We start from the raw sequence: 13,465 nt of genomic DNA, 5'->3' as shown, positions 1-13,465 counted from the left end.
AGAGACAATAAAAGTTATGACCAGTCTAAATTCGTCCTATGGGCGCTCTCAAGCGGTTCCTTTATCTGTGTTTGAGCAGTCGAAAGATGCGCATATTATTCATTCTGATGAAGAGGCAATTGAGATTGCCAAGCAACTTGCTCAAGAGTTTGCACAAGAAGCATCTGATCGAGACAGAGAACGCCGTCTACCCTTAAATGAAATTCAACAGTTCTCACAAAGTGGCCTATGGGCCATTACAGTACCTAAGCAATTTGGTGGCGCGCAAGTTAAATATCGAACTTTAGCGGAAGTGATTAAAACAATTGCGAGTGTTGATCCATCTCTTGCTCAGTTGCCTCAAAATCACTTGGCCTTTATTGAACATTTAAGACTAGATGCGAAACCTGAACAGCAACAGTTCTTCTTTAATTTGGTGCTAAGGGGAATTCGTTTCGGTAATGCATTTTCGGAAAAACACAGTAAGACAGTCGCGGACCTCACGACTAAACTTCAAAAGACCGAACATGGTTATGAAATTAATGGCAAAAAATTCTTTGCAACGGGTGCCTTGCTCGCCCACTGGATTCCAATTGTTGCTGTAAATGAACAGGGGCAACCTTATGCTGCACTTGTGCCACGTGAAACATCTGGGGTCAATATTATTAATGACTGGTCTGGTTTTGGACAACGTACTACGGCTAGCGGTACGGTAGAACTAAATCAGGTGCCTGTACGTGAAGAATATTTAGTTCCGATTTACCAAGCATTTGAACGCCCAACACCAGCAGGTGCTATTTCTCAGTTTATTCAGGCTGCGGTCGATGCAGGTATTGCGCGTGGTGCAATTGAAGAAACGATTCAATATGTCAAAAATCATAGCCGTGCATGGATTGATTCAGGTCTGGAAAAAGCCAGTGATGACCCTTACACGATTGCAAATATTGGTGACCTAAAAATTAAACTGCGTGCAGCAGAAGCAGTACTGGACTTGGCCGCAGATGCAATTGATCAGGCCATTGCTGACACCACCGAAGAGCATGTAAACCAAGCCACACTATTGGTTGCCGAGGCAAAAGTACTCACCACAGAAATTGCTATTTTGGCTGCCAATAAGCTTTTTGAACTATCGGGTACGCGTTCTACTTTATCTGAACTCAACCTTGACCGTCACTGGCGCAATGCCCGTACCCATACCTTGCATGACCCTGTGCGCTGGAAGTATCACATTGTCGGTAACTATTATCTCAATGGAGTTCAACCACCTCGTCATGCATGGAGCTAAATTGAAGAAAAGACAAGATTAGGAGAATAACGATGACAACAGCTCAAATTGAATTAGAAGAACTATCGGTAGGCGCGGATTATGAAAAGGTTGCAAACAGATTCCGTCCCGTTTTTGAAAAAATTGCACAAGGGGCAATTCAACGGGAAAAAGAGCGAATCTTACCTTTTGAACCGATTCAGTGGCTAAAAGAAGCCAAGTTGGGTGCTGTACGAGTACCCCGTAAATATGGTGGAGATGGGGTTTCATTACCTCAACTGTTCCAGCTTTTAGCAGAGCTAGCAGAAGCTGACTCCAATATTGTGCAAGCTTTACGTGGTCATTTTGCATTTGTTGAAGACCGTTTGGTTGCTCATAAAGAGCACTCACAAGAGGTCTGGTTTCAGCGCTTTGTACAAGGTGATTTAGTCGGAAACGCATGGACAGAAGTTGGAAATGTACAGATTGGTGATGTCGTTACACGAGTCACCAAAGACGCTTCGGGTAACTTGGTGGTAAATGGTGAAAAGTACTATTCAACAGGAAGTATTTTTGCAGACTGGATTGATTTATTTGCTTACGATGAAGTGAATGATCGTCATGTGATTGCTGCTATTTACCGCCATGAAACAGGTGTGAGCGTAATTGATGACTGGGATGGCTTTGGTCAAAAGACAACAGGCAGTGGTACTTTAAAAGTACATCAGGTCCATTTGCCAGCTTCACACCTCATTCCATTTGATCAACGTTTTAAGTATCAAACCGCTTTTTATCAGGTGGTGCACCTTGCAACATTAACGGGTATTGCGCGTGCCGCAGTTGAAACGTTTAGTCAGGAAATTCGTGAACGTAAACGTATTTTCAGTCATGGTAATGGTGACTTGGTTCGTCACGACCCACAAGTTTTACAAGTGGTGGGTAAGGCATCCGCTCAAGCGTATGCAAGTGAAGCAATTACCTTAAAAACCGCTGAGGCATTGCAAAAGGCCTATGAAAGTCATTTTGCCGAGTCTGAAGTGAAAGAGCACCAGTTTAATGTAGATGCCGAGCTTGAGTCGGCACAAGGGCAGGTCGTAATTTCTAACCTAGTGCTTGATTTAACAAGTCAGTTATTTAATGCCTTGGGTGCATCGGCAAGTAGCCAAGTGAAACAACTTGACCGTTTCTGGCGTAATGCGCGGACTGTGTCTTCACATAATCCGCTTATTTATAAAGAAAAAGTGATTGGAGATTGGGAAGTAAACCGTACGGATTTACCTTTTGTCTGGCAAATTGGAGCAAGCCCGCGGGCAAAGTCTGCATAAAATAAAAAAGCCGATGTTTCATCGGCTTTTTTATTAGGTTTGACTTAGGCGCTTTGTATTTAGGTAGAGCCGTGAGAGCAGTAAAACACAGGCAATGCTTAAGCCAATAATTAAACCTAGCCATACGCCAGCTACGCCCCAATGGGTATAACGTGCCAAATAAAGCCCTATAGGGAAAGCAATAACCCAATACGCCATAAGCGTAATCCACATCGGTGCTTGGGTGTCTTGCATACCCCTTAAACAGCCGGCAGCACTGACCTGTAGGGCATCCATCAACTGATAACCCATTGCAAACCAGAGTAAATACATCGCAACAGGAACAACGTTTATGTCTTGAGTATAAACCGAGACAATTTGTTCACGGCCTAGGGCAATAAATGACATGGTTAATAGAGCAAAAAGTATTGCTGTGCTCAAACCAATCTTTTGCACTTGGTACATGGAAGCCCAGTTCTTTTCACCATAATAGGTTCCCACGCGAATGGTTAAGGCAATCGCAAGTGAAAGCGGAATCATAAACAATACCGAAGTAACTGAAATAGCCACTTGGTGCGCGGCAATAAACACTTCACCTAGTGGACTAAGAACCAATGCGCCTGTACTAAAAATACTTACTTCAAAAAATACAGCTAAACCAATTGGCAGACCAAGCTGTAAGATTCTTTTAACCCAAGTCAGGTTAATTTTATCAAATCTGCTAAAAATAGACGTATTTCTATAAGCAGAAGCTTTATAGATATAGCCTGCTAATGTAATCAGCATGAGCCATTGTAAAATGGAGGTTGCAAAGCCACAGCCTGCGCTACCTAAAGCAGGTATTGGTCCTAAGCCATGCATAAAGATCATGTTTAGAGGGATTAAAACCACTAAGGCCAATAAGCTAATCGCGGTTACAGGGCGAGGATGACCTAAAGCCTCTGAATAGCCACGTAGCGCTGCGTACATGGTTACGGCTGGCATACCTAACCCAATGGCATGTAAGAATAAGCTTGCTTTAGGTCGTAAGCTTTCTGGGACACCAAACACGTGTAAGAAAAACGGCATAAGCTGCAAAATGAGCATAGCCATTACACCTAAAATGATGGCAACCCATAATGACTGACGAACAATAACAGGAATTTGTTCTGTATTTCTAGCGCCTTTTGCCTCTGCAACTAGCGGTGTAGTGGCAATCATGATCCCGCTAAAAAGGAGCATAACAGGAATCCATAGACCTACACCTACTGCAATAGCAGCTAAGTCTGCTGCAGATAAATGCCCTGCCATAATGGTGTCAATTAATCCGAACCCTGCTTGAGCAAACTGCGTAATTAAAATAGGTAGCATTAAATGGAAGAGTTGTTTTAATTCAGTCCGAAACGACGTGACATTCGACACAAAAGATACTCTTTATAAATATAAAAATGAAACTAGCGCTGTAGGGTGAGTAACACACCAGCAAAGATGACCACTCCACCAAGAAAACGTTGCCATGTAACAGGAGTTTTGTCTGTACCTAACCATCCAAAATGGTCAAGCAACATAGAAATAACCAATTGTCCAAAAACGACTAGTCCTGTAAAGGTTAAAAAACCAAGCTTAGGTGCAGTATAAATGCTCATGCTAATTGCATAAACCCCAAGGAATCCTCCGGTCCAAAGAAGCCATGGAATATTAGATATTTCACTTAAAGTGGGTTTCTCGGCACTTTGGAAGAACACCATAATGGCTAAAACAATAGTACCTATGAAAAATGATAATAATGCCGCTTGCAAAGGTGAGTGTAATTGCTCACGAAGCTGAGCATTAATGGCGGTTTGAAAAGCCATGGCAACACCGATTCCCATAGCTAAGGGTAAGATCAGGAAAAGTTGACTAGAGAATTTCATCATTTTTATCAATATTTAAGTATGTTTAAAAACAGTCTAAAGCAATTAAGGTATGTTTTCATAAGCCCATTGATGCAGTCATGTTAAAATAGAAATATTGTGTAAATTGGACCTTGTTCCTTGGCTGTATTAAATCCTGCTTCTGTTCCGTTATCTTTATATATCCACATGCCTTGGTGCGTGCGTAAATGTCCCTATTGTGACTTTAACTCGCATGCCGTGCCTGATGGTGCGCTTTCGGCAGAACTCGAGCAAACCTATTTAAAAGCATTGGTAGCCGACTTTGAAACTCAAGTCGAGATGGCCCAAGGGCGTTCAATTCACAGTGTATTTATTGGTGGGGGGACGCCTTCACTTATTTCTGCCAAAGGTTATGCATGGCTATTTGAACAGCTTAAGTCACGGCTTAACTTTGAAGATGATTGTGAAATTACCTTAGAGGCAAATCCGGGGACATTAGAACATGACCCGTTTGCAGGTTATTTAGAGGCGGGTATTAACCGTTTGTCGATTGGAGTACAGACTTTTAATACCGATCACTTGCAAAAGCTTGGGCGTATTCATTCAGCAAACAATGCTATGGATGCAATTGAGCAGGCACGACAAGCAGGCTTTAAGCGAGTTAATGTCGATTTAATGCATGGCTTACCTGAGCAAACGCTAGAACAAGCACTTTATGATTTAAAGGTTGCTGTAGAGCATGGTGCGACACATATCAGTTGGTATCAACTTACTATTGAGCCAAATACCGTATTTTTCCGAACTCAGCCTGTTTTACCTCAAGATGAAGTGTTAGAAGATATTCAAGAGCAAGGCGAAGCCTATCTAAAAGCAAATGGCTTTATCAATTATGAAGTGTCGGCTTGGCGTAAAGAACAACCTTCAGCCCATAATTTAAATTATTGGCAATTTGGTGATTACCTTGCGATTGGTGCAGGTGCACATGGCAAAGTAACACATCCAGATGGCGTGTATCGTTTCCAAAAGACACGTTTGCCAAAAGATTACTTAGCTAAGGTTCCAGCCGAACATTTGCAAATGAAAAAGATTGAGGCCGATGAGCTACCTTTTGAGTTTATGATGAATGCTTTACGTCTAAATGATGGTGTGAAGGCTGAGTTATATGAACAGCGTACAGGCTTAAGCTTAGATTATTTAAATGAGGTACTCACTTCACTACGAGCTAGAAAGCTACTAGTAGAGGATAGTTCTCGTTTGGCTTGTACAGAGCAGGGGCATATTTTCTTAAATTCGGTACTCGAAGAGTTCTTATAATCCAATAGTCCTAAAGAAAAAGCCGCACAATGAGATGCGGCTTTTTTAATTTTAGCGGGTGGTATAGCCCCCATTTGCAAAAATGGTTTGACCCGTAATCCACCAACCGTCGGTCACTAGAAAGCGAACTAGAGGTTCGATATCTTCAATTTTAGTTAGTCCGCCTAAAGCTGAAGCAGATTTATGGTAAGCGACTGCTTCGGCAGACTCCTGACCATAAAAGAAAGGTGTATCCATGGGACCGGGTGCAACAGCAGTCACAGAAATTTGGCGATCTCCAAATTCTTTTGATGCAGCGCGGGTGTAATGCTCAACAGGTGCTTTTAAACCTTCGTAGGTTGAATAGAGACCCGTGTAGGCTGCCAGAAGAGAAGTCACGATTGAACAGATTTTTCCGCCGTCATTTAAATGACGACCTGCCGATTGAATAAAGAAATAGGCAATTTTTGAGTTGATATCGCTCATGCTATCAAACTCTTGTTCGGTGGTTTCTAAAAATAATTTCTTTAAAACCTTTCCAACTGTATTAATGGCAATATCAATTCCACCAAAATGCTGTTTGGTATCTACGAAAAGTTTTTCGATGTTATCGATATGAGTTAGGTCTGCCTGAATTAAAACAGCATCTACACCGAATGCTTTTACATCTGCGAGTGTTTGTTCTGCATCCGCTTGTGTTTCTGAACTATTGTAGTGAATTGCGATTTTTGCGCCTTGTTCTGCAAATTTACGGCTAATGAGTCCACCTAAGTTTTTTGCACCGCCAGTAATCAGTACAACTTTATCTTTAAGCGTATGAGTTGCCATGATGGTTGTTCCTATGATGACTTGTTTTAATGTGTTTTTAGTCTAGATTGGCGGTAATTTTTGATCAATTATGCTAGTTTGGTTTAACTATTCAGAAAATACGAACAATTAAAATGGATCGGTTGCAGCAATTTTTTATTTTTACAGAAGTCGCTAAACGACAAAGTTTTAGTGAGGTGGCACATCGACTCGATCTACCTCGCTCAACGGTAACTAGTGCTATTCAACAACTTGAAACTCACTATGGAGTACGCTTATTTCACCGTACCACCCGTAAAGTAAGCTTGACGCAAGATGGACAGCGAATATTGCCAGAGTGCCAAAACCTGTTGTTTGACTATGAACAATTAGAACAACTGATCCAGATGCAAAAACAGCATTATCGCGGCACATTAAAAATTTCAATGCCCAGTCGTATCGTGCATCAAGTGATTATTCCTGAGCTGTCAGATTTTTATCAACGCTATCCAGATATTCATTTGCAGCTCAATAGTTCTGATGACATGACTGACTTAATTGAAAAGGGAATTGACTGTGTTGTTCGGGTAGGTGAGTTAGATAGCAGTAGTTTAATTGCAAGATTTATTGGTCATTTGGTCATGGTGAACTGTGCAAGTCCCCATTACTTAAAACAGTATGGTACGCCTGAACAATTAGAAGATTTATCTCAGCACAAACTGATTAACTATGCTGGAGCCGTAGGCGAAAAGCAGGGTGAATTTGTATATCAGGGGGGAACCGTGATGATGGATAGTGCTTTAAGCGTAAATAATACCGAAGCTTATAGTGCTGCGGCCTGTGCAGGTTTGGGGATTATTCAAGTTCCTTACTATGACGTTCAAGATAAGATTGAGCAGGGAATCTTGGTTGAGGTGCTTAGTACTTATAGTGCACCATCACTTCCACTTAATATTTTATATCCGAACCGAAGTTATATTCCAAAACGATTAGAAGTCTTTATGAATTGGGTGGAAGAGGTTTTAAATCGCAAATGCATCGTCATCTTTTAGTCATAAAAAGAAAATAAGATAACAATAAAAAAAGCCTCTCAAATTGTGAGAGGCTTTTTAGAATTTGGTGGGTCGTCCGCGACTCGAACGCGGGACCAACGGATTAAAAGTCCGCTGCTCTACCAACTGAGCTAACGACCCAAATAGGTTCAAAACAGATAAGTGGTGGGTCGTCCGCGACTCGAACGCGGGACCAACGGATTAAAAGTCCGCTGCTCTACCAACTGAGCTAACGACCCGTATCGTTTTGATGTCGCGTATTTTAGCAAGTTATTCAACTAACACAAGAGGAAATTTAAAAACATTTGCATGATTGCCTATAAAAAGCACGATTTCCTCTTGTTTAGCTAAAAAATGAACTAAAAACGGTATTTATATGCCTGAATATTGTCAAAAATTTCAGTTGTGATGTCACAGTAACTGCTTGCACCAGGCAATAAAGCGAGTAAACGTTCAGAAGTTTTGCTCGGATTAAACGCATCTTCTTTCAGTTTATTCTTCTGATATTTAAAAGTACCTGTTGTTTCGACCTTTTTTTGTACACGTAAAAACACCGGTACAGCATAAGCAGGCAAACACTTCTTAAATACAGATACCATTTCGGTTAAATCTGCATCATTTAACTCTTCACCATCTGCCAGTGTGATGGCTGCCATACCAGCACGGCCATTGGTATTTGGAATTTCTACACCATAAACGACAGCTTCAGCGATTTTTTCGTATTCACATACCATGTTTTCCACTTCAGTGGTCGATACGTTTTCACCTTTCCAGCGGAAAGTGTCGCCTAGACGGTCCACAAACTGTGCATGTCGGAAACCGATGTCACGAACTAAATCACCGGTGTTGAAATAAGAGTCACCTTTTTTGAAAACATCTTTCCAAATCACTGATTTGTTCTTTTCAGGGTCGGTATAACCGTCAAATGGAGAGCGACTAGTAATTTTGCCAATTAATAGACCTACTTCACCTGCTTTAACTTTTTGACACCAGCCGTTTTTGTCACGGATTGGTTCATTTTTTTCTTTATCGAACTGAACAATGGCATATGGTGTAGGAGAGAAGCCAACTGTGTTGTCAAAGTTGAAAATATTGCTAAATCCAACGTTACCTTCACTTGATGCATAAAGCTCAAGGACTTCTTTAACACCGAAACGTTGTTTGAACTTGTCCCAAATATTTGGCCGCATGCCATTACCGATCATTTTGGTGACACGATGGTTACGGTCAAGTTCGGTAACAGGGGCATCCATTAAGTAGCGGCAAAGTTCGCCAACATAACCAATTGCAGACGCATTAAATTTTTGAACGTCTTTCCAGAATGCGCTGGTCGAATATTTACGTCGAATTGCAAGTGTTGCACTTCCTGCGATGACACCACACCAGCAAACCACCACACCTGTTGCATGGTAAAGCGGTAAGGTGACGTACATAACGTCATCTGGGCCTAAGTTTAAGATGTGGCCATAAGTGCCATACGCTAATGTCCAGCGACTATGCTTGAAAATAACAGCCTTTGGTAAACCTGTTGTACCAGAGGTGTAGATATAGAATAGACCATCATTACCCGTCACAGAACGAGTAGTCGATGGGTTGAATTTTGGAAATTGATCAATTTGTTCAGCTAGATTGGCATAACCTTGAGGTGCTGTACCTGAGTTTTGACGAGTTGCTTGATCTGCGAACCAATGGAAACGGTCTTTAGGCACATTTAAGTCTTGGCGAATTTCATCAATAGCAGCTCGAACTTCTTCACCAGCAATAACGGCAATCGGTTTTACTAGATTGATGCTATGAGCGAGAACTTTACCGACTTGGGAGGTATTCACAAGTGCAATGGTCACCCCAATTTTAGCTAAACCAACAATTGTTGCGATTAGCTCAGAGCGGTTTTCAATCATTACAGCAATGACGTCCCCTTTACGCGCTCCGAGGGAAAGGTAGTAATGGGAAATCTGGTTTGCCCATTCATTTAAAGCTTCATAAGAATAACTTTGATCTTCAAATAATAATGCCGTGCCTTTCGGATTTCGTTTAACAGCTTTTTCAAAAGCAATACCCAAACCTGTTGGAGTATGTGATGTTCTTAAATAAGCCTGTTTAAGACCATTTAGGATATGGGGTACTTTGGGAATGAAGCTAGGAAGTCTTGTGGCAACATCACCAAGCGTAATGATATCGGTCTGTGTTGTCTGGCTCATATCAATCCTATTTATTTTTCGATCAATCCAAAAAAGGTTGTGTGGGCAAAAAGTCCAATAGTTTTCATGGTTCACCATGCTTTTAAAACTTTTCTTCTAGTGCAATCAACCTAATTGGTTAAAAATAACAAAAAAAACCTAGTCATCGAAATGACTAGGTTTGTTTAAATTAGCTGCAATTGAGCAAATGGCTTACTCAGCTACAGGATTAGCTTTTTTTGGTGGACGGCCACGAGGACGACGAGGGCGACTTGGTTTGTCCTTGTCGGCTTTAGCGTCTTCTGACTCAGCATCAGCTGTCGCTTCAGTTGGAGCTGCTGTTTCTTCAACGGCTGCTTTCGCTTTGCTTGCTGCTTTTGATGGCGCAGGTTCTTTTGCTACAGGAGCTTCAACTACTGTTTCTGTAGTTTTTTCTTCTACCGGAGCAGCTTCAGGCTGTGCAACTTCAGTTGACTGATCAAGCTCAAGCGGTTGTTGCTTTGATTCAACAGGCGCTTGTGTTTCGGCAACAGGAGCAACAACAGTTTCTTCTACTACAGGAGCAGGCGCAGCTACTTCTTCTTGAGTAGAGTGTTGTTGTTTCACTTGCTCAAATGCTTGCTCCGCAGCTAATTTTGCTAAACGGCGACGTTCACGTGGGTCATTTGCAACACGTGGAGTCGGTGCTTGCGATGGAGTAAGCGGAAGCACTGGTGCTGGTTCTGCTTCTTCAGCTGGTTTATGGCTTGGAAGTTCTGCATCACGAGTTACCGGTTTTTTCTCTTCTGTTTCAGAAGTTACTTCAACTACTAACGTACTTGCGTACTGTTCTGCAAACTTCTGCAATGCACGATTAAAGGTTGGTACTAAACCAAATTGTTCAATCAATACGGTGCAGTCTTCACCATATACATGACGAATTAAGCTACCAATTGTGTATTGTGCCAAAGTTGGAATTTGCGATGGCGCAATAGATGGAACAGCAGCTTTAGCTTGTTTAGCCTCACGTTGCTGACGACGACGCATACGAGGGTCATTGCTAGCACGTTGGATTTGTGGCTGAGCAGCTTGTTCAGTTGGCTGAGCTTCATTTTTTGCTTCAGCAACAACAGCTTTCTCTTCTACAGCAGGAGCTGGTGTTGGCTCTGGAGCAACTTCTACAGGAGCAGACTCAACATGTTCAACTTGACGTTCAGGTGTAAGCGCAACAATTTCGCTTTGACCTTGATCAACATTGATAATTAAAGCAGTGTTCATGACATCCTGCTTAGGCGCATCAATCACATCAACTTTAATTTGTTTTTCATCAACAACAACTGGTGCCGGCGTATTTTGATTTTCATTTAATACGCTTGGATCGCGGTGGCGATTTGGACGGTTTGGACGTTGTTGATTATTGCGATCACGACGTGGAACAACATTTTCAGTTTGTTGTACATCATTATTTTGATGTTGCTGATCTTGCTGTTGTTGACGTTTTTGCTGACGCTTTAACTCACGTTGCTCTTGGCGTGACAACTGAACCACTTCTTCATGAACTTGATGTTGTTGTTCATGAGCTTGATGATGTTGTTCACGTTGCTCTTTGTGTTTACGCTTTTTGTTGTTCTGACGTTGTTGTTGAGATTTATCATCTTTTTCAACATGTTCACGAACTTCTTGTTTCACAGGTGACTGTGAAATATAAGCGTTATTTGTTTGAACTGGCGCAACTTCTGCAACAGCAGGTACAGCTACTTGACCGAACTGACCACGGCTAACAGCACCAGTATTTACCATTTGCTCAATCGCAGCAGCTGCATTTTGTGCTGAACGAGATTGATCAACAGTTTGCGCTTGTTTTTGAACAAATAAGTTTTCTAACCATGCACAAGGACTTGCTGCTTTTTGAGCTGCAGGCTGTTGTGCTACAGGTTGAGTTGCATGGCTTGTCTTTTTCTGAGCAGAACCATTTTTTGAAGCTGGAGCTGTTACATGAGCATGGCCATGATCTGCTTCTTCTAAATGCCATTCAGAAGACTCATAACCTAACTCTTTCTCACTCGAACGAGTTGCTTCAGTACGTTCATAACTAGATGGAGCAAAACCATCTGGGTTATAAGCAATTTCGTAATGTGGAGTTTCTAAGTGCGGGTGAGGTAATACAGTTACGCGTACACCAGAAGTTTGCTCTAAATACACCAGACTATGGCGTTTTTCATTAAGCAAGAAGGCTGCAATTTCAACTGGAACTTCAACTTGAACTTCACCATGACGTTCACGAAGAGCAATCTCTTCAACTTTACGCATGATTGAAAGAGAAAGCGAACGTAGGTCACGAACCATGCCTGTACCATGACAGCGAGGGCATACATAACCTGTTGCTTCTTCAAGCGATGGACGTAAGCGTTGACGGCTCATTTCCATTAAGCCAAAACGAGACAACTGACCGAACTGGATGCGGGCTCGATCGCTTTGGGTTGCTTCACGGAGTTTTGCTTCAACCATACGTTGGTTGCGTTCTTTAGTCATATCGATGAAGTCGATGACAACTAAACCGCCAATATCACGAAGACGAAGTTGACGAGCAATTTCTTCTGCTGCTTCAAGGTTTGTGTTCAGTGCAGTTTCTTCAACATCATGTCCGCGAGTTGATTTCGCAGAGTTAATGTCGATTGAAACTAAAGCTTCAGTCTGGTCAATCACGATTGAACCACCAGAAGGAAGTTTTACTTCACGTTCGTAAGCAGTTTGAATTTGGCTTTCAATACCAAAATGAGCGAACAAAGGCTCGTTTAAAGTATAAGTTTTTAATTTGTCTAATTGACGTGGCATGACTGCTTTAACAAAGTTATATGCTTCGTTATAAGCTTGTTCGCTATCAATTAAGATTTCAGCAACGTCATCACGTAAGTAATCACGGATCGCACGTGTTACAACGCCAGCTTCCTGATGAACAAGCATCGGAGAAGGGCCGGAGCTTGCTGTACTTTGAATTTGTGCCCAAAGGTCAAGCAAGTGTTGTAAGTCGAGCTGTAATTCTTCTTGAGTACGGCCAATACCAGCGGTACGTACAATAACGCTCATACCACGAGGTACATTTAAAGATGCCAAGATTTCTTTTAACTCTTCACGCACTGAGCCTGAAATTTGACGGCTAATACCACCACCTTTCGGGTTGTTTGGCATAAGAACCAAATAACGGCCTGCAAGAGAAATAAAAGTAGAAAGGGCTGCACCTTTATTACCACGTTCTTCTTTTTCAACCTGAACTAAAAGCTCTGTGCCTTCAGTAATAAGTTCACGAATGTTTGAAGTTTGACGTGGATCTGCCTGAAAATAGCTATTCGCAATTTCACGCATAGACAAGAAGCCTTGACGACCTGCGCCGTATTCAACAAAAACAGCTTCTAATGAAGGTTCTACGCGGGTGACATGGCCTTTATAGATATTGGATTTTTTCTGTTCTCGGGTACGATTCTCTAAATCAAAATCGTAAAGACGATTACCAGTGATAAGTGCAACGCGAACTTCTTCGGCATGAGTTGCATTAATCAACATACGTTTCATGGGTGTGACACCTAATAGTGACTCACACAAACAAACCTAACAAACTTAAAGGTTCTGAACGAACATCGAACATGACGGATCATTTCCCAGATCTCAAAATACTTGTGGTCTGAGTCATCTGTTACCGGCTACATTTAGCCTTAGCTTCGATTCTCGTCTGTGATGTAGGCAATACTGCTTCAACCTTTAAATCGGAATTCCCTTTTGCTTCACTGGCGGGTGAGCG

Annotated in this window: 9 protein-coding genes and 2 tRNA genes; 4 read left to right on the top strand and 7 right to left on the bottom strand. The window is 41.9% G+C overall.

Annotation, left to right across the window (positions count from 1 at the left end; all coding sequences use genetic code 11):
- Positions 1 to 16 precede the first annotated feature (16 nt).
- The gene (locus AC1PJ9_RS07210; RefSeq protein WP_311087172.1) at positions 17 to 1,264 is read left to right on the top strand and encodes an SfnB family sulfur acquisition oxidoreductase; all 1,248 of its coding nucleotides are present in this window, start codon (positions 17 to 19) and stop codon (positions 1,262 to 1,264) included.
- A 32-nt stretch (positions 1,265 to 1,296) separates the two neighbouring features.
- Positions 1,297 to 2,547: an acyl-CoA dehydrogenase family protein gene (locus AC1PJ9_RS07205; RefSeq protein WP_002067275.1), complete on the top strand. Its 1,251-nt coding sequence runs from the start codon at positions 1,297 to 1,299 to the stop codon at positions 2,545 to 2,547.
- A 33-nt stretch (positions 2,548 to 2,580) separates the two neighbouring features.
- Here AC1PJ9_RS07205 and abeM read toward each other — a convergent pair whose 3' ends face one another.
- Positions 2,581 to 3,927, bottom strand: a complete 1,347-nt coding sequence (abeM, locus tag AC1PJ9_RS07200) for a multidrug efflux MATE transporter AbeM (RefSeq protein ID WP_174742973.1) — start codon at positions 3,925 to 3,927, stop codon at positions 2,581 to 2,583.
- Positions 3,928 to 3,959: 32 nt separating this feature from the next.
- Positions 3,960 to 4,421 carry a DMT family transporter gene (locus AC1PJ9_RS07195; protein WP_311087171.1) on the bottom strand — a complete coding sequence of 154 codons (462 nt, stop codon included), beginning with the start codon at positions 4,419 to 4,421 and terminating at the stop codon, positions 3,960 to 3,962.
- A gap of 117 nt (positions 4,422 to 4,538) precedes the next feature.
- On the opposite strand from AC1PJ9_RS07195, the gene hemW reads away from it, so the two are divergent.
- Positions 4,539 to 5,693 (top strand): radical SAM family heme chaperone HemW, encoded by a 1,155-nt coding sequence (gene hemW / locus AC1PJ9_RS07190; RefSeq protein ID WP_311087170.1) that lies wholly within the window; start codon positions 4,539 to 4,541, stop codon positions 5,691 to 5,693.
- Between the two features lie 51 nt (positions 5,694 to 5,744).
- Here hemW and AC1PJ9_RS07185 read toward each other — a convergent pair whose 3' ends face one another.
- The gene (locus AC1PJ9_RS07185; protein ID WP_311087169.1) at positions 5,745 to 6,500 is read right to left on the bottom strand and encodes an SDR family oxidoreductase; all 756 of its coding nucleotides are present in this window, start codon (positions 6,498 to 6,500) and stop codon (positions 5,745 to 5,747) included.
- Between the two features lie 113 nt (positions 6,501 to 6,613).
- Between AC1PJ9_RS07185 and AC1PJ9_RS07180 the strand changes: the two genes are divergently transcribed.
- Positions 6,614 to 7,510 (top strand): LysR family transcriptional regulator, encoded by an 897-nt coding sequence (locus AC1PJ9_RS07180; protein WP_311087168.1) that lies wholly within the window; start codon positions 6,614 to 6,616, stop codon positions 7,508 to 7,510.
- A gap of 65 nt (positions 7,511 to 7,575) precedes the next feature.
- Here the strand turns inward: AC1PJ9_RS07180 and AC1PJ9_RS07175 are convergent.
- From AC1PJ9_RS07175 to AC1PJ9_RS07160, 4 genes are all read right to left on the bottom strand, one after another.
- Positions 7,576 to 7,651 (bottom strand) — tRNA-Lys (locus AC1PJ9_RS07175).
- 22 nt (positions 7,652 to 7,673) lie between these two features.
- Positions 7,674 to 7,749: transfer RNA gene (locus AC1PJ9_RS07170), tRNA-Lys, on the bottom strand.
- Between the two features lie 120 nt (positions 7,750 to 7,869).
- Complete coding sequence (locus AC1PJ9_RS07165; protein ID WP_263612841.1) at positions 7,870 to 9,711, bottom strand: long-chain-acyl-CoA synthetase; 1,842 nt, start codon at positions 9,709 to 9,711, stop codon at positions 7,870 to 7,872.
- A 192-nt stretch (positions 9,712 to 9,903) separates the two neighbouring features.
- The gene (locus AC1PJ9_RS07160; protein WP_311087167.1) at positions 9,904 to 13,239 is read right to left on the bottom strand and encodes an Rne/Rng family ribonuclease; all 3,336 of its coding nucleotides are present in this window, start codon (positions 13,237 to 13,239) and stop codon (positions 9,904 to 9,906) included.
- Positions 13,240 to 13,465 lie beyond the last annotated feature (226 nt).

Source organism: Acinetobacter sp. 70_2 (genome assembly GCF_056736115.1).
This window is presented reverse-complemented; position numbering and strand designations above follow the sequence as displayed.

Bases quoted from the DNA above. Each gene is read 5' to 3' on its own strand.
- AC1PJ9_RS07180 (WP_311087168.1), top strand. From the start codon at position 6,614: ATGGATCGGTTGCAGCAATTTTTTATTTTTACAGAAGTCGCTAAACGA.
- AC1PJ9_RS07195 (WP_311087171.1), bottom strand. From the start codon at position 4,421: ATGATGAAATTCTCTAGTCAACTTTTCCTGATCTTACCCTTAGCTATG.
- AC1PJ9_RS07185 (WP_311087169.1), bottom strand. From the start codon at position 6,500: ATGGCAACTCATACGCTTAAAGATAAAGTTGTACTGATTACTGGCGGT.
- AC1PJ9_RS07210 (WP_311087172.1), top strand. From the start codon at position 17: ATGACCAGTCTAAATTCGTCCTATGGGCGCTCTCAAGCGGTTCCTTTA.
- AC1PJ9_RS07165 (WP_263612841.1), bottom strand. From the start codon at position 9,711: ATGAGCCAGACAACACAGACCGATATCATTACGCTTGGTGATGTTGCC.
- AC1PJ9_RS07205 (WP_002067275.1), top strand. From the start codon at position 1,297: ATGACAACAGCTCAAATTGAATTAGAAGAACTATCGGTAGGCGCGGAT.
- AC1PJ9_RS07160 (WP_311087167.1), bottom strand. From the start codon at position 13,239: ATGAAACGTATGTTGATTAATGCAACTCATGCCGAAGAAGTTCGCGTT.